Origin of the sequence: Ferruginibacter lapsinanis (assembly GCF_020783315.1) — a bacterium.
GTDB lineage: Bacteria > Bacteroidota > Bacteroidia > Chitinophagales > Chitinophagaceae > Ferruginibacter > Ferruginibacter lapsinanis.
The window spans coordinates 161344-187458 of the sequence record NZ_CP086063.1 but is presented as its reverse complement, the minus strand read 5'-3'; the positions used below and the strand labels follow the sequence as shown (position 1 = coordinate 187458).

General features: G+C 36.5%; 32 protein-coding genes. 29 read left to right on the top strand and 3 right to left on the bottom strand.

What is annotated here, in order from left to right; translation table 11 throughout:
* Positions 1–3 precede the first annotated feature (3 nt).
* Complete coding sequence (locus tag LK994_RS00740; protein WP_229760964.1) at positions 4–519, top strand: ExbD/TolR family protein; 516 nt, start codon at positions 4–6, stop codon at positions 517–519.
* Positions 520–568: 49 nt separating this feature from the next.
* Entirely contained in the window at positions 569–1975 is a 1407-nt protein-coding gene (mnmE, locus tag LK994_RS00735; protein ID WP_229760963.1) for a tRNA uridine-5-carboxymethylaminomethyl(34) synthesis GTPase MnmE, read from the top strand.
* A gap of 4 nt (positions 1976–1979) precedes the next feature.
* Here the strand turns inward: mnmE and LK994_RS00730 are convergent, their stop codons facing one another.
* Together LK994_RS00730 and LK994_RS00725 are read right to left on the bottom strand one after the other, a co-directional pair.
* On the bottom strand, positions 1980–4529 hold the full coding sequence (locus tag LK994_RS00730; protein WP_229760962.1) for a T9SS type A sorting domain-containing protein: 2550 nt from the start codon (positions 4527–4529) through the stop codon (positions 1980–1982).
* Positions 4530–4909: 380 nt separating this feature from the next.
* The gene (locus LK994_RS00725; protein WP_229760961.1) at positions 4910–5425 is read right to left on the bottom strand and encodes a hypothetical protein; all 516 of its coding nucleotides are present in this window, start codon (positions 5423–5425) and stop codon (positions 4910–4912) included.
* Between the two features lie 184 nt (positions 5426–5609).
* Between LK994_RS00725 and LK994_RS00720 the strand changes: the two genes are divergently transcribed.
* The 7 genes from LK994_RS00720 to LK994_RS00690 all read left to right on the top strand — a co-directional run bounded on the left by LK994_RS00720 (position 5610) and on the right by LK994_RS00690 (position 15391).
* Complete coding sequence (locus LK994_RS00720) at positions 5610–6845, top strand: DEAD/DEAH box helicase (protein WP_229760960.1); 1236 nt, start codon at positions 5610–5612, stop codon at positions 6843–6845.
* A 357-nt stretch (positions 6846–7202) separates the two neighbouring features.
* Positions 7203–9353: an elongation factor G gene (fusA, locus tag LK994_RS00715; RefSeq protein ID WP_229760959.1), complete on the top strand. Its 2151-nt coding sequence runs from the start codon at positions 7203–7205 to the stop codon at positions 9351–9353.
* Positions 9354–9483: 130 nt separating this feature from the next.
* Positions 9484–10110 carry a porin family protein gene (locus LK994_RS00710; RefSeq protein WP_229760958.1) on the top strand — a complete coding sequence of 209 codons (627 nt, stop codon included), beginning with the start codon at positions 9484–9486 and terminating at the stop codon, positions 10108–10110.
* A gap of 404 nt (positions 10111–10514) precedes the next feature.
* Positions 10515–12368 carry a DUF6923 family protein gene (locus LK994_RS00705; RefSeq protein WP_229760957.1) on the top strand — a complete coding sequence of 618 codons (1854 nt, stop codon included), beginning with the start codon at positions 10515–10517 and terminating at the stop codon, positions 12366–12368.
* A 314-nt stretch (positions 12369–12682) separates the two neighbouring features.
* Positions 12683–13156 carry a DUF6923 family protein gene (locus LK994_RS00700; RefSeq protein ID WP_229760956.1) on the top strand — a complete coding sequence of 158 codons (474 nt, stop codon included), beginning with the start codon at positions 12683–12685 and terminating at the stop codon, positions 13154–13156.
* Entirely contained in the window at positions 13110–14501 is a 1392-nt protein-coding gene (locus LK994_RS00695; RefSeq protein WP_229760955.1) for a T9SS type A sorting domain-containing protein, read from the top strand. The genes LK994_RS00700 and LK994_RS00695 overlap by 47 nt, the downstream gene beginning before the upstream one ends.
* Before the next feature lie 173 nt (positions 14502–14674).
* Entirely contained in the window at positions 14675–15391 is a 717-nt protein-coding gene (locus tag LK994_RS00690) for a ribonuclease H-like domain-containing protein (RefSeq protein WP_229760954.1), read from the top strand.
* Between the two features lie 72 nt (positions 15392–15463).
* Here the strand turns inward: LK994_RS00690 and LK994_RS00685 are convergent, their stop codons facing one another.
* Positions 15464–15850 (bottom strand): hypothetical protein, encoded by a 387-nt coding sequence (locus tag LK994_RS00685; RefSeq protein WP_229760953.1) that lies wholly within the window; start codon positions 15848–15850, stop codon positions 15464–15466.
* A 74-nt stretch (positions 15851–15924) separates the two neighbouring features.
* On the opposite strand from LK994_RS00685, the gene LK994_RS00680 reads away from it, so the two are divergent.
* From LK994_RS00680 to rplR, 20 genes are all read left to right on the top strand, one after another.
* Positions 15925–16290 (top strand): VOC family protein, encoded by a 366-nt coding sequence (locus tag LK994_RS00680; RefSeq protein ID WP_229760952.1) that lies wholly within the window; start codon positions 15925–15927, stop codon positions 16288–16290.
* 108 nt (positions 16291–16398) lie between these two features.
* A complete protein-coding gene (locus LK994_RS00675; RefSeq protein ID WP_229760951.1) occupies positions 16399–16587 on the top strand; it encodes a hypothetical protein in 189 nt (62 codons plus the stop codon).
* A gap of 366 nt (positions 16588–16953) precedes the next feature.
* Positions 16954–17259 (top strand): 30S ribosomal protein S10, encoded by a 306-nt coding sequence (gene rpsJ / locus LK994_RS00670; RefSeq protein WP_123122649.1) that lies wholly within the window; start codon positions 16954–16956, stop codon positions 17257–17259.
* Between the two features lie 107 nt (positions 17260–17366).
* Positions 17367–17984, top strand: coding sequence for a 50S ribosomal protein L3 (gene rplC / locus LK994_RS00665; protein ID WP_229760950.1), 618 nt, complete (start codon positions 17367–17369; stop codon positions 17982–17984).
* 87 nt (positions 17985–18071) lie between these two features.
* The gene (rplD, locus tag LK994_RS00660) at positions 18072–18701 is read left to right on the top strand and encodes a 50S ribosomal protein L4 (RefSeq protein ID WP_229760949.1); all 630 of its coding nucleotides are present in this window, start codon (positions 18072–18074) and stop codon (positions 18699–18701) included.
* 76 nt (positions 18702–18777) lie between these two features.
* The gene (gene rplW, locus LK994_RS00655; protein WP_229760948.1) at positions 18778–19077 is read left to right on the top strand and encodes a 50S ribosomal protein L23; all 300 of its coding nucleotides are present in this window, start codon (positions 18778–18780) and stop codon (positions 19075–19077) included.
* 59 nt (positions 19078–19136) lie between these two features.
* Positions 19137–19979, top strand: coding sequence for a 50S ribosomal protein L2 (gene rplB / locus LK994_RS00650; RefSeq protein WP_229760947.1), 843 nt, complete (start codon positions 19137–19139; stop codon positions 19977–19979).
* 103 nt (positions 19980–20082) lie between these two features.
* Complete coding sequence (gene rpsS, locus LK994_RS00645; protein WP_229760946.1) at positions 20083–20355, top strand: 30S ribosomal protein S19; 273 nt, start codon at positions 20083–20085, stop codon at positions 20353–20355.
* 85 nt (positions 20356–20440) lie between these two features.
* A complete protein-coding gene (gene rplV / locus LK994_RS00640; RefSeq protein ID WP_229760945.1) occupies positions 20441–20785 on the top strand; it encodes a 50S ribosomal protein L22 in 345 nt (114 codons plus the stop codon).
* Between the two features lie 59 nt (positions 20786–20844).
* On the top strand, positions 20845–21654 hold the full coding sequence (gene rpsC / locus LK994_RS00635) for a 30S ribosomal protein S3 (protein WP_229760944.1): 810 nt from the start codon (positions 20845–20847) through the stop codon (positions 21652–21654).
* Between the two features lie 122 nt (positions 21655–21776).
* A complete protein-coding gene (gene rplP, locus LK994_RS00630; protein ID WP_229760943.1) occupies positions 21777–22196 on the top strand; it encodes a 50S ribosomal protein L16 in 420 nt (139 codons plus the stop codon).
* Positions 22197–22278: 82 nt separating this feature from the next.
* A complete protein-coding gene (gene rpmC / locus LK994_RS00625) occupies positions 22279–22488 on the top strand; it encodes a 50S ribosomal protein L29 (RefSeq protein ID WP_229760942.1) in 210 nt (69 codons plus the stop codon).
* A gap of 22 nt (positions 22489–22510) precedes the next feature.
* Complete coding sequence (gene rpsQ, locus LK994_RS00620; protein ID WP_229760941.1) at positions 22511–22783, top strand: 30S ribosomal protein S17; 273 nt, start codon at positions 22511–22513, stop codon at positions 22781–22783.
* Positions 22784–22876: 93 nt separating this feature from the next.
* A complete protein-coding gene (gene rplN, locus LK994_RS00615) occupies positions 22877–23245 on the top strand; it encodes a 50S ribosomal protein L14 (RefSeq protein WP_229760940.1) in 369 nt (122 codons plus the stop codon).
* A gap of 69 nt (positions 23246–23314) precedes the next feature.
* The gene (rplX, locus tag LK994_RS00610) at positions 23315–23650 is read left to right on the top strand and encodes a 50S ribosomal protein L24 (protein WP_229760939.1); all 336 of its coding nucleotides are present in this window, start codon (positions 23315–23317) and stop codon (positions 23648–23650) included.
* 1 nt (position 23651) lies between these two features.
* Positions 23652–24218, top strand: a complete 567-nt coding sequence (gene rplE / locus LK994_RS00605; protein WP_229760938.1) for a 50S ribosomal protein L5 — start codon at positions 23652–23654, stop codon at positions 24216–24218.
* Positions 24219–24236: 18 nt separating this feature from the next.
* On the top strand, positions 24237–24506 hold the full coding sequence (gene rpsN / locus LK994_RS00600; protein WP_229760937.1) for a 30S ribosomal protein S14: 270 nt from the start codon (positions 24237–24239) through the stop codon (positions 24504–24506).
* Positions 24507–24544: 38 nt separating this feature from the next.
* The gene (rpsH, locus tag LK994_RS00595) at positions 24545–24943 is read left to right on the top strand and encodes a 30S ribosomal protein S8 (protein WP_229760936.1); all 399 of its coding nucleotides are present in this window, start codon (positions 24545–24547) and stop codon (positions 24941–24943) included.
* 127 nt (positions 24944–25070) lie between these two features.
* On the top strand, positions 25071–25625 hold the full coding sequence (rplF, locus tag LK994_RS00590) for a 50S ribosomal protein L6 (protein WP_229760935.1): 555 nt from the start codon (positions 25071–25073) through the stop codon (positions 25623–25625).
* A 125-nt stretch (positions 25626–25750) separates the two neighbouring features.
* Positions 25751–26104, top strand: a complete 354-nt coding sequence (gene rplR, locus LK994_RS00585; protein WP_229760934.1) for a 50S ribosomal protein L18 — start codon at positions 25751–25753, stop codon at positions 26102–26104.
* The last annotated feature ends 11 nt before the right edge of the window (positions 26105–26115 follow it).

Sequence of the window (26115 nt, the reverse complement as noted above, 5' to 3'; positions counted from 1 at the left end):
TTTATGGCAGAAATACAATCTAATAAACATACGGTAAAAGGAGAAAGTACGAGCTTGCATAAAAAGAATACAAGGGTTGATCTTACACCGATGGTTGATCTTGGTTTTTTGTTGATCACTTTTTTTGTTTTTACTACAACAATGTCACGGCCAACGGCAATGAATCTTGTAATTCCAAATGATACAAATGATACTGTACGCAATCCAGTTTGTAATTCTTGTGTGCTTACAACTATCTTAACTGCCAACAACAAAATAAAATATTACGAAGGGGATATTGCAACAGCTTTAATAAAGGAGACAGATTATTCTTCGGAAGGAATAAGAAAAATATTGGTAGAAAAAAAGAAGAAAGTACAATCAGTCAGAGGAAAATCTGATGCATTTGTATTGGTTATTAAACCATCAAAAGAAGCAACCTTTAAAAACTTTGTTGATATGACGGATGAAGTTGCTATCAATAATATCAAGCAATATTATATTGATGAAATTAGAGGAGACGAAACAAAAGTATTATAAAATGGAATAATTTTTTTCCTATAGTGTATTGAGAGGGTATCTTTGTCCAATGTTACAGGAACTTACAGGGTGGGATGATACAATTGTTGCGATAGCCACACCACCGGGTGTGGGGGCTATTGGTGTGATTCGTTTAAGCGGTAAAGATGCCATTGGTATTGTTAATCAATTATTTCCATCTAAAGATCTGTTGAAGACTGCTTCACATACTATTCATGTAGGACTGATCAAAGAGAATGATACGGTGTTGGATGAAGTAGTTGTTTCAATTTATAAAAATCCTAAAAGTTATACCGGCGAAGATGTAGTTGAACTTGGGTGCCATGGTAGTCCGTTTATACAGCAACAGGTATTACAGGCGTGCATTCGTAAAGGAGCAAGATTGGCTAAGCCAGGAGAATTTACACAAAGAGCATTTCTAAACGGGAAGTTGGATCTTACACAAGCCGAAGCAGTAGCTGATCTGATTGCATCTGAAAGTGAAGCGGTTCATCAAACAGCTTTGCAGCAAATGAAAGGTGGTTTTAGTAATGACATAAAACTATTGAGGGAGCAATTGATAAATTTTGCCGCATTAATAGAATTAGAATTAGATTTTGGAGAAGAAGATGTTGAGTTTGCCGATAGAAACAAATTGGAAATATTAGTGACAGAAATTTTATTGTCAATAAAAAAATTGATTCAGTCTTTTAAGTTGGGTAATATCATTAAAAATGGAGTAACAACTGTAATTGCAGGAAGACCCAATGCTGGCAAATCAACGTTGCTGAATGCAATGCTTAATGAAGAGCGTGCGATCGTAACCGACATAGCCGGTACAACAAGAGATACTATTGAAGAGAAACTGATCATAGACGGAATTGTCTTTAGGTTGGTAGATACTGCAGGAATCAGGGAAGCCACAGATGTGATTGAAAAAATAGGAATTGAAAGATCAATTGAAAAGATAAATACTGCCGGTATATTGATTTATGTGTTTGATGCAAGTACAAGTTCAGAGTTGGAAGTATTGGAAGATCTGAAAAAATTACAGCAACCTTCTCAACAGGTATTATTAGTAGCTAACAAAATTGATAAATGCCACGAACATCAATTAGGGATGTTGCAATTCAGTATAAATGAAATGAGTGGAGAAGCTCACACTATATTTGAGGTGTCTGCGCTTAATAAAACACAGGTGGATGATCTGATCGATTATTTACCTTCTTTAGTGCTGTCTGAAAAAATAAATACCAATCAAACAATTGTAGTTAACTCTCGTCACTATAACTCTTTAATAAGTTGTGAACAATCTTTATTGAAAGTTCAAGCCGGCCTTCAGTCAAATATCAGCGGAGATCTATTGGCTATGGATATTCGCTATGCTTTACAATCTCTTGGTGAAATAACCGGAGAGATATTACATGATAGAGACATATTAGGAACGATCTTTGGGAAGTTCTGTATCGGGAAGTAATATCTTATAGTTTAATGAATTTGTTCTGATATATTATTTTGCCATTTTGTATCACACGTATTTTGTATAGTCCTCTTAGAAGTTTTGATGTTTCTATTTTCGTGTATACATTAATGTTATTTTTCTGATATAAAACAGTTTGTCCGATACTATTTGTTAGTATTATCACAGCATTTTGTAAATTACCCGAAGTGGTTATTATAAGCTTGTCATTTACCGGATTTGGATAACTCGTGATATTGGATATGTGTTCTTTACAGGTTGGTGTTATACTAACAGTTTTTGAATATTGTATGTTGCCGTTGATGGCTGTTTGTTTAATGCGATAAAAAGTTGGTTCATCTAAAATATTTACATCTGTATATTGATATTTTTTAACTGTATTGCTGTTGGATGAAGTGGTGATTTTTTCAATACTCCTCCAGATGTATCCGTCGTTACTTCGTTCGATTTCGAAAGAGCTATTTCTTTGTTCATAAATTGTTTCAAAACTTAGAACTGTTGTACAATTTTTTTCTTTCGTACTAATTGCCCCGAAAGTAACGGGCAAAATAACCAACGGCAATTGATAGTCTTCAACTTCTCCATTACTAAAGAAATAATTGTATTGTGAAAAAGATATGGCAGAATCGCTTACGATCAATCTTACTTTATAATCACCTACCGATACACCTCCCGGTTCTATAGCGTCAGTAGGTACGCAAACACTAACAGGAATTGATGTTATTCCTCCTGCAACAGGAGTATTACCATTACCAGTATAAAAAGCAGGATTTCCATAGCAGTCTACATCATCTGAAAAATTCCCATTATTATTCCAGTCAAACCAAAGCGCATAATATATTGTTTTATTGGATGCATTGCTATTGATGTTTGGTATGTAAGTGTACTTACTGCCACGATTAACTGATCCTGGAGGGAATGACATGCCGTCATCGTAATTGTCACTCGTTGCATTGATAGCGCTGTTTTTTGGTGCGCTTTCAAAATCTACTCCTGCGCCGGCCCAAACGGATGTTGTATTACCCACGTCATTATTGTCAATTACGCAGTCGCCATTTGTGTCCTGGCCTTTTGTATTAGCGGCAGCAATAGGCCAACCGGTTGGGAGGTCGCCAAAATCAGGAAGATGAATGGCTGGCACATTAGTGGTATACGTAACTCCCGTTGGAAGAAGGTAGGTCCAGTTGTCAATTAAGCGTTGATTACCCCAGGCTCCTAAATTTGGCGTTGCATTATTGGTACTCCCTCCTGAACTGGGTGGGGACGCTGTGCCACATTGATTCCAGCCATGTACCCCGCCTGTACTGTTTACGCCGGCCCGACCATCAACAATACTTGTTAACGAGCAGTTGGATGCCGACAACAGATTGGTATCATCCCAATAAATAGTTTTATTAGGAGACCCTGGTCCATTTAATCTTGTTACCTCAATACCTCCAAATATTTCAATATCGCTCATCACAAAATGTGTTTCACCAACTTTATCAATACTTACTTTAATATTGATCGCTTGTGAAATGGGGATTATTTTTCCATATCTATCCAGGCCGTTGAAATAAATACTATTGGCACCTGTGCTGAAAACCGTATCAGTTCTGTCTGCCGAATCTGTAAAAATACCGTTGCCATTAACATCAAAAGCAACATATACACTTCCGTAGAAATTATTGGTGGAGAAATATACATTTCCTTGTTGAATACAACTTCCAGTTCTGACAAAAGTAGCAGCTGAGAGTGTTGGTGTAAGTGGTGTAAATATTAATGCCTCTGTTATTTGCCCTATTCCGGTAGTCGTATTAAATCTTACAGATGATGCAGGAAGTGCTGCATTGAATGCGTTAAAAAATATTTTGTTTCTTGCTCCGCAGACTGCGGAGTCGGGACCGAGATTACTCCATTTGCCGGAGTAGGATACACTTTTGTAACTGGAAATACAGGAGTTGCCTGAAGTTCGTACACCAAAATTATCTGAAACAATGGTGTAGTTTAATCCGTTCAATCCTTTATAAAGTCCGGAGTATTGGTATCCATCCGGATTGAGAAAATACAATGTAAAATTCGCTTCCAACGGAGAACTTTGATCTAAGCCATGTAAACTGTATGTGTATACTCTTCCCGTTAAAGGAGAATTAGCAGAAGTGTATACAGTCAGATCAAAACTTACCGCATCATTATTGGCATTAGAAGTGGGGATGGCTAGGAGTGTCCATATGCCGGCAGTTGTGCTGGTAATCGTAATTTTGGGCATAGTGCAAGTGGTGCCGATGATAGAACTATTCAATAAAAATTTATCAACAAGTCCTAAAGGAGAAAAGATCTTTATCGTCCACGAACCATCTGTAGAGATACCGGCAGATCTTGTTCTTTCAATTCTGAAGTCGATTTTCTCTCCGGCTTGTGCATACCCATATAATGCAATAATACCCTCCTGAGCTGCAGCTCCAAATAGCGGATTACCGGCACTACTGCCCCTGCCTTCTGCATGTGTATCATGAGGAGTAATAAAAAAGATCAAAATTAAAACTACGAGTAGTAAATTTCTTATCATCATTTTCAGGTTTTCAGGATCGTTAAAATGTAGAAATAGATAAAAGACCTATCACACATTTTAAAGTAAGGATATCAGTATAAGTAATAAAAAATGTATCGGAAGACCCGACAAACTCTTAAGGGGAGAGGTAGATGCTGGTCAGGATTTATTTTCAATAAAAGAAAAATAAAAACTGATCATTGCGATATCAAATGTACAGTCTATTTTTTTTAAATAATAACAGGAAGAAAGAATCAGTAAAACTACTTGCAGCAGAAAGGATAGGAATTTACGGAGAGAAATATTTAGTAAGAGGGATAACACTAAATAAAAACACCTGTGATTCTTGCGGTTAGTTTACAAGAAAAACAGGTGTTACTAATTTCGTATATACGTAATCGTTATGCTGCTTTTACGTCAACCTTGAAAGCAAGGCTGAAATAAGAGAATGCATCTCCTTTTTGATTATTTTTTGTGAATTTCCATTCTTGTCCTGCTGTGAAAGGAGGGTGAGAATGACTGCCGACCGCTTCTCCAACGCCAATAAATGTTTCAGTACTTTCTAATTTAAAGCCGTACGCTTCACCTTTTTTCAAATGAAGTCCGGGTAAATTAAATGCTACCCATTTACCGGTATCTGCTTTATTGAATTCTACACTTGCGCTACCTAAGGCAGGTCCCCAGCTATTTTGATTAAGGTCAAAATTATGCAAGGTCATTACTACTTTTCCAGCATCTGTAACAATGCTTGAAAATACTTCAATTGCTTCCAAATCGCTTTCTGCGGTAGCAATAAAGGTCTGACCGCCAACAACATCTTTGTTATCGCCGGGACGATGTCCAATCCAACTGGTAGTGTTATTTGTCACTTGCTGTACAATAGGATGTAACGAAGAAATCTTTGTGTGAGTGCTCATGGGATTTTATTTTAAATTGAATAATAAAGCTACACCTTGGTCGGTTTTACCCTGGTGTACCTTTTATAACAAACATCTACGACAAATATTGTGCAACCCCTATGAATTTTTTCCGAAAGTCAAGTTAAAAATATTAACTCTATCTTTACTGCAATTTAGTAATCAATCCCTTACAGAGTATATTGTGAAGTTCACAGAATTCAATTTTAACGAAAATTTAGTAGAAGGAATTCAGGCCTCAGGCTATGAAGATGCTACGCCGGTTCAGGAACAGGTAATTCCCCTTGTATTACAGGGTAAGGATGTGATTGCCTCAGCACAAACAGGAACTGGTAAAACTGCTGCTTTTTTGTTGCCACTGATCAATAATATTATCTCTGCACCTATTGATCATCATAGCATTACGGCACTGGTGATTGTTCCCACAAGGGAGCTGGCTGTTCAGATAGCTCAGCACATGGAAGGGCTTTCTTATTTCACCTCTGTTAGTTCAATTGCCGTATATGGTGGTGGAGATGGGAACGCCTTTGTACAGGAGAAAAAAGCACTCAGTGCCGGCGCTGATGTAGTAATCTGTACTCCGGGGAAAATGCTGGCCCATATTAATATGGGCTATGTAAAATTACAGGGGCTTAAATACCTTGTATTGGATGAGGCTGACAGAATGCTGGATATGGGCTTTTATGATGACATAATGCGTATCATACAAGCATTACCTGCCAAAAGACAAAATTTGCTGTTTTCCGCAACCATGCCGACTAAAATAAGAGAGTTGGCTCGTAAAATTTTACATCATCCCGAAGAAGTAAATATTTCCATTAGTAAGCCCAATGAGAAGATCATTCAATTGGCTTATGTGGTATATGATACGCAGAAGATACCACTGGTAAAATATATTTTGGGGCAAAAAGAGTTTTCGTCAGTATTGATCTTTTGCAGCAGTAAGATCAGTGTAAAGCAATTGAACAGAGAGTTGCGTCGAACCACTTTGAAGGTAGACGAGATACACAGCGATCTGGAGCAAAGCAAAAGAGAAGAGGTGTTGATGCATTTTAAGAGCGGAAGGTTAAATATTTTAGTTGCCACTGATATTTTAAGCAGGGGCATCGATATTGATAATATAGGATTAGTGATCAATTATGATGTACCACATGATGGGGAAGACTATGTACATCGTATTGGGCGTACTGCCAGAGCAGCGGCTGATGGGACAGCGATCACCTTTATCAGCGTAAAAGAGCAACGTAAGTTTGGGCAGATAGAAAAACTTTTAGGGAGAACTGTAACCAAAGTCCCTGTGCCTGAACAGTTTGGGGAAGCCCCCGAATACAATCCAACTGCATTTATACCTCGTGATGGCAAAAAATCCGGGAAAAAGCCATTCAGGCATAATAAGGATAGATCTGTCAATAAAAGGTAAGGGAACCACCTTTCACAAGCCACCCGAAAACCCCTTTGTAAATCAAAAAAATGGTGTATCTTTGCCGCCGCTAAAGAGGTACTGTAAGTATTGTGCGTAGTACAATTTAGCATATTATGAGAGCAAAATAAATCATATCAAACCCCGAACGGCAAAGAAAAACGGCTGTTCAACTACGGGGAAGCTATGCTCAATAAAGATATAAAGTACAAGAGTGCGACGCCAATGAAGCTTAATAGTAGCACAAAGGTCAAGTACAAAAAAAGCAAAGTAAAAAGTTAAAAGGCAAAACCCAAATGGAAAGGTCTTTAGCTTGACAAATACAAATTTTTAATTTTTAATTTTTAATTTAAAACAATGGCAGATTTACGTTATCAACGCAACTTTGGTATTGCCGCTCACATCGATGCCGGCAAAACCACTACAACAGAGCGTATTCTTTATTATACCGGTGTAAACCATAAAATTGGTGAAGTACATGACGGTGGCGCTACAATGGACTGGATGGCTCAGGAACAAGAAAGAGGTATCACTATTACAAGTGCTGCTACTACTTGCTTTTGGAACTTTCCAATGGTACAGGGTAAAAAAACACCTGATACTAAACAATACAAATTTAACATTATCGATACTCCAGGTCACGTGGATTTTACTGTAGAAGTAGAACGTTCACTTCGTGTATTGGATGGTTTATTAGCTTTGTTTTGTGCTGTATCTGGTGTAGAACCACAATCTGAAACTGTTTGGAGACAAGCTAACCGTTACAAAGTACCGCGTATTGGTTTTGTAAATAAAATGGATAGAAGTGGCGCTGACTTTTTGAACGTGGTAAAACAAGTTCGTGAAATGTTAGGTGCTAAAGCGGTACCATTACAATTACCGATTGGTGCTGAAGATAGCTTCAAAGGTGTGGTTGATCTGATCACCATGAAAGGTATCGTATGGAATGAGCATGATATGGGGATGACTTTTCAGGAAGTGCCTATTCCGGAAGATATGGCGGAAGAAGTTGCTCAATACCGTCAGGAATTGATCGAAGCGGTAGCGGAGTATGATGAAAAGCTATTGGAAAAATTCTTTGATGATCCTAATACGATCACTGAAGATGAAGTACATGAAGCGATTCGTAAAGCAACGATCGATATGTCTATCATTCCGATGATGTGTGGTTCGTCTTTCAAAAACAAAGGTGTACAAACAGCATTAGATGCAGTAGTAAGATATTTGCCTGGTCCGATGGATATTGAAGCAATCAAAGGAACAAATCCTGATACAGACGAAGAAATATTCCGTCATTGTGATCCTAAAGAGCCATTCAGTGCATTGGCATTTAAGATCATGACTGATCCTTTCGTAGGTCGTCTGGCTTTCTTCCGTGCATATAGCGGACGTTTAGATGCAGGTTCTTATGTTTTGAATACCCGTACAGGTAAAAAAGAACGTATCAGCCGTATCATGCAGATGCATGCAAACAAACAAAACCCGGTTGATTTTATCGAAGCAGGTGATATTGGAGCAGCGGTAGGATTTAAAGATATCAAAACAGGAGATACTTTATGTAATGAAGAAAATCCGATCGTTTTAGAATCTATGACCTTCCCTGAACCAGTTATCTCAATTGCTATTGAGCCTAAAACTCAGGCAGACGTTGATAAAATGGGTATGGCAATCGCTAAATTGGTAGAAGAAGATCCTACCTTACGTGTACGTACAGATGAAGAAACCGGTCAAACTATTTTGAGTGGTATGGGTGAACTTCACTTAGAGATCATCATCGATCGTATGAAACGTGAGTTCAAGGTTGAAATTAACCAAGGAGCTCCGATGGTTGCTTACAAAGAAGCATTCAGAACAACTGTTCAACATAGAGAGACATATAAGAAACAAACGGGTGGTCGTGGTAAATTCGGTGATATTGCATTTGACCTTGGCCCTGCTGATGAAGAATGGTTGAAAGCTAATCCGCTTGGTGGTATGCAGTTTGTAAATGAAATTTTTGGTGGTAGTATTCCAAAAGAATTTATTGCACCGATCATTAAAGGGTTTACAACTAGTATGACTTCGGGTGTGCTTGCTGGTTATCCTGTAGTTGATATGAAAGTTAGAGTACACGATGGTAGCTACCATGATGTGGATTCTGATGCTATCTCTTTCGAACTTTGTGCTAAGCAAGGTTTCCGTGAAGCAGGTCGTAAAGCAAAACCTGTTTTACTTGAACCAATCATGAAAGTAGAAGTATTAACTCCAGACCAATACATGGGTGATGTTACAGGTGATTTGAACCGTCGTCGCGGTATGCTAGAAGGTATGGATAGTAAACATGGAGTACAGGTAATCAAAGCTAAAGTTCCATTAAGCGAAATGTTTGGTTATGTAACTCAATTGCGTTCATTATCTTCAGGTCGTGCTACTTCAACCATGGAATTTAGTCATTACGCTCCGGCACCAAACAACGTTGCGGAAGAGGTAATAGCTAAAGCAAAAGGTAAAATGAAAGTAGAAGAGTAATCGAATACATTCACAGTTTTAATAAAACCCCCATTCTTATTGAATGGGGGTTTGTTTTAGCATACCGTTTGGATTAAATGGTATAATTATTGGTACTTTTGCGGCAGAGATGAAAAAATCTCAACACTTTATGAAATATATTACACTACTACTTATTACCTTTTCTATATGCCTGTTGAGTGTTGCTCAAAAAAATAACCACCTTGATCAGGATCATGAAAATTTTTTCAGGATCGGAGCAAAAGCAGGAGTGAATATAAATAAGATCCAAGGTTCTTCTTATAAAGATGGGTACAATTATAATTACCAGGCGGGCTTATTTCTTCAGTTCAATTTTAGTAATCGTTTCGGAATACAGCCCGAGGTGAGTTTAGTGCAAACCTCTACAGAATTCTCTGATGATAATTCCAATATTTATAATGATCTCTTCAGAGGCGGTACGCAGAAAAATGCAAAACTGAATTATCTGGAAATACCAGTTTTATTGAACATCAATGTTGGGCCGAGTAAACGTGTGAAGCTTCAATTAGGGCCATCATTCGGAAACCTTTTAAAAGAAACAGTCGATAGCCTCAAAACACCACAGGCATTCTTTAAAAAATCTGAAGTAAGTGCTATAGGTGGTTTGTGGTTACAGTTACCTGTAGTAAATATTGGTGCCCGGTATAAAATTGGCTTGAATAATATCAATGCTATTGATGATAAACAAGTATGGAGAAACCAGGCTTTTCAAATTTTTATTGGTCTTTCTTTTTAGAGAATACTATAGGTTTAAAAATTCCTGATAAAGTTTATTAGATGCCGATTCGTATTGAGTTTATAGCTTATAATTGGTTAGGCCTGATGGTCATAAGCAAGTAGAAATTCAAAATGAGCTTTTTTCTTTTTTAAAAATGTTTGGATTTTTAAATATGTTTTATATCTTTGTGTCACACTACACTACTTTTACTAGCAAATAAATCCCCCCTTACGTTTTGTTTGCCTTTATATCCACCTATTACATTAGCCAATTCACACGTTTACATTTAGTTATTTATCCCATCCTTTGAATGTCCGGAATTAAGAGTATTCTCTTAACTCATCCATCCTTTATTTCCTGAATTACCATAATCCGGTTGAGTGTATACTCAACACGTACCTTAAAAAATAATTTTTTTAGAGATGGGAAATAGTTGGACAAAGGTTATTGTAGTTTTTCTGCTTATGTTTTTTGTGGGTGATCTTGCAGCTCAAACACCATGGAAATGTGATGGCAGAGCAATCGGGACATATAATCCGGGAAGCAATAGTTATACAGATGATACTAAATTATACTCTGCAGTTTTTGATGCAGCAGGTAATGTTACTTATATAGACAAAACAGCAACTGCCGGTATTGGGCTAAATGCTATTGGTTACAGAAAACAGGATGGTTTCGTTTATGGCGTACGTTATACAAAAGGAGATAATACTGTTAATGAACTTTGCCGTATAGACTCTGCAGGTTCTATCGTTTCAGTAGGAGACATTACTGGGCTTAAAGCGAATGTTCAATATTTCGCCGGAGCTGTTGATGCTAACGGTTACCTATATGTGTCATCCGGCAGCGGAAGTTCCCCATATCAATTATATAAAATTGATATTGCAACCAGAGTGGCAACCGATTTAGGAACACTTACTTATCGTTTGATCGATATGGCGTTTGATCCTATCACCAACGAATTATATGCAACGAGTGCGGCAGCAGAAACCAATACAGGTAATCTTATCAAAATAAATACAGCAACAAATCCGGCAACGATCACTGACCTTGGCAGTATGCAGGTATTTATGTTTGGTATTTTCTTTACAGATGCGGCACAATTATACGGCTTTGGTAGAGCGGCAATTGATAATAGCACTGCATACTATAAAATGAGTAAAACCAGTTCAGCTATTATATCAGCTGGCGCAGGTCCTTCTGCTACCAATGCTGATGCATGTAGCTGCCCTTACAGGTTATCTCATACATTGCAAAACAAAGCAACTTGCTTAAATCCCGGACAAGATTCTTCATTTACTGTGACGGTTACCAACATTACCTCTACTACTGTTAGTGCAAGGTTTACCCTTACTATGGATAAAAGATTTTTCTTTACTGAAACTGCTACACAAATTCAGAATAATGTAAAAGCGTCTTTTCCAGGTTCAACAGCGGCTGTTAATATTACCAACTCAAATGGGGGTACCAACAATGCGATCGTTATTTCGGATATAGCAGTTTCTGCTACTAGTTTAGCAACTGCTGCAGCTTCGTTTAAGCTTGCTTTTAAAACAAAAACATCCGGATTTATTGCCGGTGAACATATTTCGTTTCAATCTGTCTTAGATGTACCAGGAGGAGCCCTTAATCTTGGTGCGGATGTCTCTGACAACCCTCTTACTGCACAACTTGATGACGCCACTACACTTACTATTTGCGGTCCCGAAGATGGCTCATTACCCGTTTCTATTACTGATTTCAAAGGTCAGTTAAATCAAAAAACTACCAACTTAAGCTGGGATGCTGTTCAGGAACTGAACATCCAACGCTATGAAGTTGAAAGAAGCTTCAATGGTGAAAGCTTTGCTAAGTTGGCTGATGTAACTGCCAAAGGGATCAGTAATAGAACTTCTTATCAATTCGCTGATGTAAATATTCCTGCGAATGCGGTTGTTTATTACAGATTAAAAATTGTTGAAAACAGCGGCTTAATTAAGTACTCATCTATCATTGCATTAAAAATGAATGATCTTACAATACAAACTACAGTGTATCCATCTCCATTCAAAGACAAGTTGGCCGTTAATACTTATGCACAAACAAAAGGTAATATGTTGATCGAAATTATTGATGGTACCGGAAGGAAACTGATTGAAAAGAACACGAATGTAACAGAAGGGAACAATACAATAACATTAAACGGGTTAAATGGGATGCAGGAAGGTTTTTATTTCATAAAGGTGTACAATAATGGAAAATTGATTCAGACCAAAAAGACAATGAAGATGCAATAACAATAAATCTTTTAAGGAAGTAGAGTCCGAAAGCGACCTTCCTTATTTCAAAATAGATCACATTTCTGCTTAATACCATTTTTATTATGGTAATTATCTGATCGATAAAATTTTATCGATAGCAAATTGAATTCTGTTAAAATAGCTTTTACTTTTTGTAGTCTAAAGACGACTACAGCATCTATCTGTATATCCTCCATAAATTCCATAAATCGGCTTAAGCTGCCCGATTATTAATTTCCTCTATTCTTGACAAATCACCGAACCAATAGAAAATTTATTTTTTAAACCCTTATTACACAAAAGATCAACCAATGAAACAAATTTCAACAAAACAACTTTTATCATTAGTATTAGTATTTCTTGCATTTAACGCCTTTGCGCAAACACCCTGGAAATGCGATGGCAGAGCCATTGGTACCTGGAGTGCCACAGAGGGTTACAATGTTACAACTAATCTTTACACAGCTTCTTTTACTCCTTCGGGTAATGTAGTTTATGTAAACAAAACTGCTACTACCGGTATAGGCTTAAATGCCATTGGTTTTAGAAAGCAGGATGGTGTTGTATATGGTGTCCGTTATTTAAATGGTAACAACAACGCTCTAATTCGTATTGATTCTGCAGGTACTATGACCAATATGGGGAATATCAGCGGTATGCCGGGTGATGCATACTATGCCGGAGCATGTGATGTAAATGGCTATTTGTATGTTATAAGAAATGGGGGGGGCGAATCAGTTGTACAAAATAGACGTTACTACCAGAGCGGCTACATTAATTGGTAGTACCAATGAGTCTTTTATTGATATTGCATTTGATCCGCTTACAAATATTTTATATGGAACAGTAGGTGCAACTTTATATACAATCGATATAAACAACGGTACGGCAACACAGGTAGGAAGCTCCTTTACGGGGTCTATTTTTGGCCTTTTCTTTACTGATGGAGCTGAATTGTATGGTTTTCATACTGCAAACATTAATTCCAATAGCGCTACTACTACTTATTATAAGATCAATAAAATAGATGGTACAAGAGTTTCTGCTGGCTCTGGTCCGCAGGCTACCCGTGCAGATGCATGTAGCTGCCCTTTCAGGTTATCACATACATTAAAAACTAAGGCTGCTTGTATGCGTCCAGGACAAGACACTGTGTTTACAGTTTCGCTAACAAATATCACCACCTCTTTCCAAAGTGCAACTTTCGATCTTACGATGGATAAAAGATTTTCTTTTACTGAAACAGCTTCGCAAATTCAGGCAAACGTTCAGTCTTTATTTCCAGGTTCTTCTGCAGTTGCAACAATAAGCAGTGTCAACGGTGGTACCAATAATGTAATTTCAATTAACAGTATTAAAGTGCCCGTAACTACTTCTACACCTCCATCCTTTAACTTAGCTATAAAAGCAAAAGTTTCAGGTTTTAATGCCGGTGAGCAAATTTTATTTCAATCTGTTATCGATGTGCCGGGAAATACCCTTAACCTCGGCGCTGATCTTTCTGACGACCCTCTTACTGCACAATTAGATGATGCTACCACTATTACTATCTGTACTCCTAATAATGGTCCGCTGCCTGTTTCAATTTCCGACTTTAAAGGACAATTGAATCAAAGTAATGCTATATTAAACTGGACAACTCAACATGAATTGAACACCAATAAATTTGAAATTGAAAGAAGTTTTGATGGGGTAGATTTCGATAAATTAGCAGAATTACCTGCCAAAGCAAGTGGTGGAACTGCTACTAATTATCAATATACAGATGCCTATGTATATGGTGGCACTATAGTTTATTACAGGTTAAAAGCAATTGATAACGATGGGATCTTTAAATACAGTTCTGTTGTGACCTTAAAAATGAATGGAGCATTGTCACAAACGATCGTTTATCCGACTTCATTTTCTGATTTTTTATCAGTATATGCTAATATTGTTAAAAGAGGTAAAATAACCATTTATCTTTCTGATGCTGTTGGTAAAAAAGTTGCGGGTAAAACTGCTTTACTAGAGACAGGAAGCAATACAGTCACTTTAAACGGATTGGACAAATTGCAAAAAGGATTTTACTTTGTTAAGATCTACAATGAAAATGAATTTGTAGAAATTAGAAAAGTAATAAAACAATGAGGATATTTTATTGCTACTAGAGAAAAAAGGGTTGCCGTCAAAAGCAACCTTTTTTTATTTTTTTGCTTCTATATAATATTATCTGAATCAAAGTTTAAAGGTCATAAAATTCGCAATGAACAGGCGTAGTTGAATTCTAATCAAAAGAACGAACAATTAAAAAATCATACAACATGCAAAATATATCACTCCAAAATCTTCTATTGATTGATATAGAGACTGTTTCAGAAAAATCTGATTTTGACCAACTTGATAAAGACTGGCAAATACTTTGGGAAGAAAAAACAAGCAGAACTTTGCCTGAAGGAATTAACGCAGCCGCTTATTACCAGCAAAGAGCAGGCGTAATGGCAGAATTTGCAAAGATCGTTTGCATAAGTATCGGTTATTTTAAAAAGGAAGAAGGCTGGCAATTGCGTATCAAATCATTTTATCATGATGACGAGAAAGTGCTGCTTAAAAATTTTATTGACACCATTCAGCAAATTGAATCGATCAATAATAAATGGTGTTTTACCGGGCATAATATCAAAGAGTTTGATATACCTTTTTTGTGTAGAAGATTACTGATCAATAATTTTCCAATTCCTCCTTACCTCGATTTTCAAAATATGAAACCCTGGGAGACTAATATGATAGATACGTTTCAGTACTGGCGTTTTGGGGATTATAAAAATTATACTTCTTTGAAATTACTAGCAGCATCATTAAAAGTACCATCCCCAAAAGATGATATTGACGGCAGTATGGTAGGTAATGTTTATTGGAAAGAAAATGACCTAAAGCGTATTGCTGTGTATTGTCAGAAGGATGTGGTAACAGTAGCGAATATAATTTTACGATTTAAGAATATGGAATTGTTGAAAGAAGAACAGATTGTGTTTGTGTAGTCGAAGACTCCCGGAGTTTAATTTTTTGAGATATCTGAAAGTGGCTGCAAAATATTGAAAGTCTGGATATAACTATACCTGATTTTTCTTCTTTCTTCTCAATCCGATCACCAGCACAACCAGCATTAATATACCAAAGCCTAAGCGCAAATACATTCGTTGTTTGGCTTTCTTTTCCTGTACCTTTCTTTCAGCCATAAATGCATCCATATTTCGGGTCATTTGTTTATTGGTCTCAATCATATTCAATGAATCCATTCTTCGGATACTTTCATTGATGGATTCGTTCATCTTCCTTGTAACGCTATCCATTTTTCTTGCATTGTCCTGCATTTCCTGCAATTGTTTTTGACTCAATTGTGCATTTGCAACGGACGAGAGTAAGAGGGATAAGAATAATAAATAACGCATACTTTTTTCTGTAAATAAACCAATAGGAAAGTAATTATGCAATACCATTATGTGGGTATTTTTCTGTTCCTTTGAAGAGGAGTTAATAAATTTGTCATTCAACGGCTTTTAAAATGCAAAAAATGGAGCATACTACTAAATCAATACGACCATTCATTGGGTCTAAAGACTTTAAAACTTCACAGAATTTCTACAAAGATTTAGGGTTTCAGGAAATTGTACTGGAGCCAAGATTATCTTATTTCAAAACAGGAGAAACAGGCTTTTATCTTCAGGATGCTTATGTTAAAGACTGGATAGATAATACAATGATCTTCTTAGAGGTGGAAGATGTTGATCAATATTGGAATAGGCTGATAGGGTTGGATCTAACTGCTAAATATGAGAATGTAAAAATAGTTCCTATCCGAAAATATGATTGGGGCAAAGAATGTTTTGTGCATGATCCCTCAGGCGTTCTCTGGCATATTGGAGAGTTTAATAAGTAACAATTAGTAGCAATACTGTCAGACTTGTAAAATAATGCCTTCAAATAGGGGGGATAGTAGTCTGGAACAAGTTTTGTGGCGGTAATAGTAGTAATAAACTCTTCTGTTATGTTAAGTACAAAGGAAGATATAAAAAAAGTTGATCATCATTTTGTTGATCCAAAAGACAAAACTGAAGTAGAGTATTTGCATAGCAAATATCCCTGGATCAGTGAAAAAGTGATCAGATCGGCTATTGAAAAACAAGGTCCTGAAAGAAAAAACATTGAGGATTACCTGGATAGGTATCATTCTTGATTTTTTTGTACAGAAAGAACTTGCACACTGACGATATTGTTGTCGGGCAGGAGGCTTCTATTTACCATTTGCTTCAATTCCGGAGCTATTCAATATAAAGCAGCGTTATTTTTGCTACGAGTCAATTTTCTTATTTTATGGTTCATATATTTATTTTTTTATCTATCAGCATCAAACATGGCATAGGGTTAGCGTTTATTTAACTAATTACCAGATATTTACCCTTCTCTTGTCAAGATTCGATCTCCAACTTCGAATAATTTCCTTCTTTTTTCAAAAATCTTTTCAAAACGCTTTGCTATTTGAAACCAACCCCTTACCTTTGCACTCCAAATTCAAAAAAGGGAATTTTAAAGTTCTTTATATATGTCACAAAGAATCAGAATAAAACTACAGTCTTACGACCACAATCTAGTTGATAAATCAGCTGAGAAAATTGTAAAAACAGTACGTAGTACTGGTGCAGTAGTAACAGGGCCAATACCCTTACCTACACACAAAAAGATCTTTACTGTGTTACGTTCTCCTCACGTTAATAAAAAGGCACGTGAGCAGTTTCAATTGTGTACACATAAACGTTTATTAGACATATACACCAGCAGCAGCCGTACGGTTGACGCTCTAAGTAAATTAGACCTGCCAAGTGGTGTAGATGTTGAGATTAAGGCTTAATGAACCATCTGCTGAGAGGCGGAAAGGCAAAAAGTCAGTTCTTATAACAAAATAATGAAACATCCATCTGTTTGTAATTGAACAGCGCTGGATATAAAACAGATACAATGAAAAGTATTATTGGAAAGAAAATTGGCATGACCAGTGTCTTTGATGCAACAGGCAAGCAAACTGCCGTTACGATCATTGAAGCAGGTCCATGTGTAGTTACCCAAAAGAAAACCGTAGAAACAGACGGTTACGATGCACTCCAAATTGCATTCGGAGATAAGAAAGAAAAACACTCCATCAAGGCTGAAATCAACCATTTCGCCAAAGCTCAGACTTCCCCTAAAAAAGTAGTAAAAGAAATACGCAATAGCGAAATCGACAAAAATGTTGGTGAGATCATCACTGTAGACATATTTGCCGAAGGCGATAGCGTTGAAGTAGTTGGTACCAGCAAAGGTAAAGGCTTCCAGGGTGTTGTTAAACGTCATGGCTTCCATGGTGTAGGTGAACAATCTCATGGTCAGCATGATCGTCAAAGAGCTCCGGGTTCAATCGGTAACTCATCTGATGCATCACGTGTATTCAAAGGTATGCGTATGGCAGGTAGAATGGGACAAGACAGAGTGAAAATGAAAGGGTTGAAAGTAGTTAAGATCTTCGCTGAAAAAAATTACATATTAGTAAGTGGTTCAGTTCCTGGTCACAACGGTTCAATCGTTTTAATTCAAAAATAAAAATCGATTTGAAAATTTGAAAATTTGAAGATGTAACAATTAAGCATCACCAAATTTCCAAATCACCAAATCTCCAAATTAAATAAAATGCAAGTAGATATTTTAAATATTAGTGGAGCTAAAACCGGCAGAACAGTTGATTTGCCTGAAGAAATTTTTGGCGCAGAACCTAACAATCATGTTATTTATTTAGCGGTAAAACAATACCTGGCTGCTCAACGTCAGGGAACGCATAAAGTAAAAACAAGAGCTGAAGTACATGGTTCATCTAAAAAATTACACAAGCAAAAAGGAACCGGTGGTGCTCGTAAGGGTAACTTACGTTCTCCGATCTATAAAGGTGGTGGTACTATCTTTGGACCAAAGCCACACTTATACGATTTCAAATTGAACCGTAAAGTAAAAGATCTTGCTAAAATCAGTGCATTAAGTTACAAAGCAAAAGAAAATGCAATCGTAGTGTTGGAAGACGTTACATTGGATACGCCAAAAACAAAACAATTGGCTACTATTTTAAAAGCTTTGAACATCAGCGATAAAAAAGCTTTATTCGTTACTCCTGAACACAATGATAATGTGTACATGAGTTTAAGAAATATTCCTTCAGTAAAAGGAAGTTCTTTAAGCGACGTAAACACTTACGATATCGTAAATGCAAGCGTGTTGGTTTTCACTGAAAGTGTAGCAAAAATATTTAGCGAAGAACAAGCAAATTAATTAATTGATCTGAAAATTTGAAGAAGTAACAATTACTCATCTCCAAATCATCAAATCACCAAATTATCAAATTGATATGAAACTGTCTGAAGTATTAATAAAGCCGATCTTATCTGAAAAGATAAACAAGCAAACTGAAAAAATGAATCGTTATGCTTTTGTGGTAAGCAGAAAAGCTAACAAATTAGAGATTAAGAAAGCTGTAGAAGAGTTTTACGGTGTACAAGTACAGAATGTTAATACAACTGTTATACCTGGTAAAGCAAAATCTCGTAATACAAAAGCCGGAGTAGTTTCAGGTCGTAAACCTGCAAAAAAGAAAGCATTTGTAACAGTAGCTCAAGGCGAAACAATTGATATCTACGGAACAGTATAATAAAATTATTTAAAGGATGGCCTCAGCTGCCGCAAAAGTTGAATAAAAAATAATATAAAATGGCATTAAGAAAATACAAACCTACCACAGCCGGAACTCGTTGGAGAATTGGTAATGCGTATGCAGAAATTACCACCAGCACTCCTGAAAAATCTTTGTTAGAAAAACAAAAGAATACAGCTGGTCGTAACTCACAAGGTAGAAGAGCAATGCGTTATATGGGTGGCGGAAACAAAACCATGTATCGTTTGATCGATTTTAAAAGAGATAAAAAAGATGTACCTGCTACTGTTAAAAGTATCGAGTATGATCCAAACCGTACAGCATTTATTGCTTTATTGAATTATGCTGATGGTGAAAAACGTTATATCATTGCTCCAAACGGATTGCAGGTAGGTGCTACAGTTTTAAGTGGCGATGCAGTTGCTCCGGAATTAGGGAATGCATTACAATTGAAGAATATGCCTTTGGGTACTATGATTCATAACATTGAAATGCAACCTGGTCAAGGTGGTAAATTAGTACGTAGTGCAGGCGCAAGTGCTCAGTTATCGAATAAAGAAGAAAAGTATGGTGTTATTAAAATGCCAAGTGGTGAGTTAAGAAAAGTATTGATCAATTGCTATGCAACAGTTGGTGTTGTAAGTAACAGCGATCATAATTTGGAAAGTGCAGGTAAAGCAGGCCGTAATCGTTGGAAAGGTGTTAGACCAAGAACGAGAGCAGTTGCGATGAACCCGGTAGATCATCCGATGGGTGGTGGTGAAGGTAGAGCTTCTGGTGGTCACCCACGTAGCCGTACAGGTAAATATGCTAAAGGTGAAGTTACACGTACAAGAGGTAAAGGATCAGATAAAATGATCATCCAAAGAAGAAACGGAAAGAAATTAAGTAACAAGTAAGAAACAGTTAAAATGCTCCGGTGTTTTCGGAGAAATAAACAAGATTAACATTTACGAAAAGAGTTTCAATTCGTAAATCGTAAGTCACAAATCATAAATAAAAATGGCTCGTTCGATTAAAAAAGGTCCTTATATCGATGCTAACTTAGAAGACAAAGTGTTAGCGATCAATGAAGGAAAAAACAAAAAAGGTGTAATCAAAACCTGGTCTCGCCGTTCTACAATCTCTCCGGATTTTGTAGGTCATACACTGGCAGTACACAACGGGAATAAATTTATCCCGGTTTATGTAACTGAGTTTATGGTAGGTCATAAATTAGGTGAATTTGCACCGACAAGAAATTTCAGAGGTCACTCAAGTAAAAAAATAGGATAAGAAGTACTAAGTAATAAGTACTAAGTATTAAGCAATTAGCTTACGACTTACGACTTAAAACTTACAACTTAAAACTTTATAAAAAATGGAAGCAGTAGCTAAACTTAACAATTACCCAACATCACCACGTAAAATGCGTTTACTGGCTGATTTGATACGTGGCATGGAAGTAGAAAAAGCTTTGGGGGTATTACAATTCAACCCTAAGCACCCTGCAGTGCCTATGTACAAATTATTGAAAAGTGCAATCAATAACTGGGAGCAAAAAAATACAGAAGCAAAAGTGGAAGATGCTCAGTTGGTAGTTAAAACAATTATGGTTGACTGCGGAAGAGTAATCAAACGTATGCGTCCGGCTCCACAAGGTAGAGGGTACAGAGTACGTAAACGTAGTAATCACGTAACAATTGTAGTAGACAGCAAAATTTAAACTTTTAAAAATCTTGCGAATCTTTCTTTCAAAAGAATAGCAGGAAATAAATTAACAATATGGGTCAAAAAGTAAATCCGATTGGTATCAGACTAGGAATCATCCGTGGATGGGATAGTAACTGGTATGCAGATAAAAAAGATTTTGGTAAAAAATTAATTGAAGATAACAAAATCAGAAATTATTTAAATGCCCGTATCAACAAAGGCGGTATCTCAAAAATAGTAATTGAGCGTACGTTGAACAAGTTGATCGTAACAATCCACACCTCTAAACCAGGTATCATCATCGGTAAAGGTGGTGGAGAGGTTGATAGAATCAAAGAGGAATTGAAAAAATTGACCGGTAAAGATGATGTTCAAATAAACATTCTTGAAATACGTCGTCCTGAATTAGATGCTCAAATTGTTGCTGATACAATTGCTCGTCAATTAGAAGGTCGTATCAATTTCAAACGTGCTGTTAAAATGGCAATTGCTTCAGCATTACGTATGGGTGCAGAAGGAATTAAAGTTAGATGCGGTGGTCGTTTAGGTGGAGCTGAAATTGCACGTAGCGAAGAGATCAAACAAGGTCGTACGCCGTTGCATACTTTACGTATGGATATCGATTACGCAAATGTATTTGCTCAAACAGTTTACGGAAAGATCGGTATTAAAGTATGGATCTGTAAAGGTGAAGTTTTAGCTAAAAGAGATCTTAACCCAAATATCTTAGCCGGTGGTGGTAAAGAAGGAGATTCAAGAGGTGGTTTTGAAAACCGTGGTGGCGAAAGAGGTGGAGATAGAAGAGACGATCGCAGAGGCGGTGGTGGAGATAGAAGAGGTGGTGGAAACCGTGGTGGTGGAGCTGCTGGCGGAAGACGCTAATTAAATTTACGATTTGCGATGTACGATGTATTTCGGCTTGCAGATCTCAACAAAAAATTAAGTACTGATTCGGATTGAAGAAAATCAAAAATCATCAATCCAAAATCTAAAATAGAAATAAGATGTTATCACCGAAAAGAGTAAAACATAGAAAAGCCCAGAAAGGCCGTATCAGAGAAGTTGCTAAAAGAGGAACTACTATTTCTTTTGGTTCATTCGGATTAAAAGCTTTAGAACCAATTTGGTTAACTAACAGACAAATTGAAAGTGCTCGTCAGGCTATGACTCGTCATATGAAGAGAGAAGGGAATGTTTGGATCAGAATTTTTCCTGACAAACCAATCACTAAAAAGCCAGCTGAGGTGAGAATGGGTAAAGGTAAAGGTAACCCTGAATATTGGGCTGCTGTAGTAGAGCCAGGACGCATCTTGTTTGAAGCTGATGGTGTTCCGATGCAAGTTGCAAAAGAAGCATTTGAATTAGCGGCACAAAAATTACCTATTGCTGTAAAATTTGTGGTACGTAGAGATTATCAAGCATAAACAATTAATCAATTTGAAGATTTGAAAATTTGAAAATGTAATTATCAAATCACCAAATCACCAAATTATCAAATTAATAACAATGTCAAAGAAAGTAGATTTTTTAACGAGCATTAAAGGTTTAGGTCTTGAAGACTTAAAGGCTAAGATCGCTGAAGACGAATTACGTTTGAAGAAAGTATCTTTTGCTCACAGTATTTCTCCTTTGGAGAATCCGGTAAGCTTACGTTTATTACGTAAAGATCTTGCACGTTTAAAAACAGCATTAAGAAGTAAAGAACTAGGTTTATAATTAAACCATAAATTTTGCAACAATGAGTGAAGTAACAACAATAGTAAGAAACTTACGTAAAACTAAATTAGGGGTAGTTACCAGTAACAAAATGGATAAAACTATCACAGTTAATGTAGAAAGAAAAGTAAAGCATCCGCTTTATGGTAAGTTCGTAAAAAAATCTACAAAGTTTCATGCGCATGATGAAAAGAATGAGTGTAGCATAGGCGATACCGTTAAAATTATGGAGGCTCGTCCTATGAGTAAAACAAAACGTTGGAGATTAGTTGAGATAGTTGAAAAAGTGAAGTAAGTTATAAGTTTTTAGTTATAAGTTATAAGTAATAAGAGGTACGATAGCCGGATTAAAAATTCGTAAATCGTAGTTCGTAAATCGTAAATAAAAATGATTCAGCAAGAAAGCAGATTAAATGTAGCAGACAACAGCGGCGCCAAAGAAGTTTTGTGTATCCGTGTATTGGGTAACTCTGGCCAGGATTATGCTAAAATAGGCGATAAAATCGTTGTTACTGTGAAAGATGCAATGCCAGCCGGCGGTATTAAAAAAGGTACTGTTAGTAAAGCGGTTATTGTACGTACAAAAAACAAATTACGTCGTAAAGATGGTTCTTATATTCGTTTTGATGACAATGCAGTTGTGTTGTTAAACAATTCAGATGAACCAAGAGGTACACGTATTTTTGGCCCGGTGGCTCGTGAATTAAGAGACAAAGGGTATATGAAAATTATTTCATTAGCACCGGAAGTATTATAAAGTAAAAGGCGTGAAGCCTGAATAAAATAAAACTTGCCAAGCGTTCAGCGAAGCATAAAGCATAAAAAAATGAGTACAAGATTTAAAGCAAAGTTCAACATTAAAAAAGGCGATAGCGTAATTGTTATCACCGGCGAAGACAAAGATCTTAAAAAGCCACGTAAAGTGTTGGAGGTTATTATAGAAAAAAGTCGTGTATTGGTAGAAGGTGTTAACATCGTAACCAAACATACTAAACCAACTTCACAAAACACTAAAGGTGGTATTGTAAAAGTTGAAGCTCCGATCGCAATTTCTAATGTAATGCTTTGGGATGCAAAAGCTGCAGCTCCGGCTAAAGTGAAACGCACAAGAGAAAACGGTAAATTAATTCGTGTATCAAAAAAATCAGGGGGGGTAATCTAACATGGCAACAACAACATATACTCCAAGATTGGCAGATAAATACTCTAAAGAAGTAGTACCTGCCTTAATGAAAAAATTCGGTTATAAAACCGTTATGCAAGCGCCTAAATTGACCAAGATCTGTTTGAATCGTGGGGTGAACGGTGCCGTTGCAGATAAAAAATTAGTAGACATTGCTGTTGAGGAATTAACAACGATCACAGGTCAAAAGGCTGTACCTACTATGTCTAAAAAAGATATTTCTAACTTTAAGTTGCGTAAGAACATGCCGATTGGTGCAAGAGTTACACTTCGTGGAGTTAAAATGTTTGAATTCTTAGATAGATTCGTATCTGTTTCTTTACCACGTGTACGTGATTTTAAAGGGATCAATGATAAGTCATTTGATGGCCGTGGAAATTACACTTTAGGTATTACGGAACAAATCATTTTCCCTGAAATTGATATCGATAAAGTAAATAAAATTACCGGTATGGATATCACTTTTGTTACTACAGCAAATACTAATGAAGAGGCATATGAATTGTTGAAAGAATTGGGAATGCCTTTTAAAAACGTTAAAAAATAATTTAAATACTAACAAAACATGGCAAAAAAGTCAATAGAAGCCAGGCAAAGAAAGCGTGAAGCAATGAACGCTAAATATGCTGATAAAAGAGCAGCTTTAAAAGCAGCCGGTGATTACAAAGCTTTGGATTTATTACCAAAGAACTCATCTCCGGTTCGTTTAAAAAATCGTTGCCAGTTAACTGGTCGTCCAAGAGGTTACATGAGACATTTTGGATTATCAAGAAACATGTTTCGTGATATGGCGTTACAAGGAAAGATACCAGGTGTAGTTAAAGCTAGCTGGTAGTAGAATTCTTAATTTATAATTTATAATTTTTAATTGATATGGTAACTGATCCTATAGCAGATTTTCTTACAAGAATCCGTAATGCACAGATGGCAAACCATCGTATTGTGGAAATCCCTGCGTCTAATTTAAAAAAACGCATGACTGAGATCTTGTACGACAAAGGTTACATTTTGAAATACAAATTTGAAGATGATAACAAACAAGGTGTGATCAAGATCGCTTTGAAATATGATGCATCTACAAAATTACCTGTAATTCAGAGTTTAGAAAGAGTGAGCCGTCCGGGTTTACGTACGTATGCTAAACCTGAAGAATTCAAAAGAGTGAAAAATGGTTTGGGTATTGCAATCGTTTCTACATCAAAAGGTGTAATGACTGATAAAGAAGCAAAAGCTCAAAATGTTGGTGGCGAAATTCTTTGCAACATCTACTAAGCAACTAACTTCCTGAACTTCTAAACAAGAACGATAGGGAGTAGCGATAAAGAAAATGATTTGATAATTAAGCCGAAGTCGTGGCTGAACACGAATCGAATTTAAAAAACAAAATAAAAAATCGACTATGTCTAGAATAGGGAAAAAACCGGTTGAATTTCCAAAAGGAGTAACCATCACAGTTGGAGCAGATAATGTTGTAACTGTTAAAGGTCCGAAAGGAGAATTGAAACAAGCAATTGATAGAGATATCAAATTAGAAGTGAAAGAAGGAACGGTAGAACTGGTTCGTCCAACTGATCAAATTCGTCACAGAGCAATGCATGGTTTATACCGTTCATTGGTTAGCAACATGGTAAAAGGTGTTACTGAAGGATATGTAAAACAAATGGAATTGGTGGGTGTGGGTTTTAAAGCTGCTAACCAGGGGAATGTATTAGATCTTGCTTTAGGATATTCTCATAATATTATTTTTGAAATACCTAAGGAATTAAAAGTTTCTACTTCTCAGGAAAAAGGACAAAATCCTATCATCACTTTAGAAAGTGTAGATAAACAATTACTTGGTCAGGTATGTGCTAAATTACGTGGCTTACGTAAACCTGAACCATACAAAGGAAAGGGTGTTAAATTTGTAGGTGAAGTATTAAGAAGAAAAGCAGGTAAATCTGCAGGTAAATAATTGATTTGAAGATTTGGAGATGTGCCGATTTGGAAATGGCACACTATTCGAAAGAATTAACAAATCACAAATTATCAAATTTTAAAATTCGTTCCGGCAGTATCGGAATAATAAAATAAAAGGTTATGAATAACAAATCAAGTGCAAGACAAAAGATAAAATTCCGTATCCGCAAAAAAGTAAGCGGAGTAGGTGTTAAACCACGTTTAAGTGTTTTCAGAAGTAATTCTGATATCTATGCACAGTTGATCAATGATGATAATGGTACAACTTTGGCATCGGCATCTTCAAAAGATAAAGATATCCTGGCTCAAAAAGTAAATAAAACTGAAAAGAGCAAATTGGTAGGTAATGCAATTGCTAAGAAAGCTTCTGAATTGGGAGTTACTACAGTTGTGTTCGATCGTGGTGGATATATCTATCATGGAAGAGTAAAAGCAGTAGCTGAAGGAGCAAGAGAAGGTGGGTTACAATTTTAATTTTAAATTTT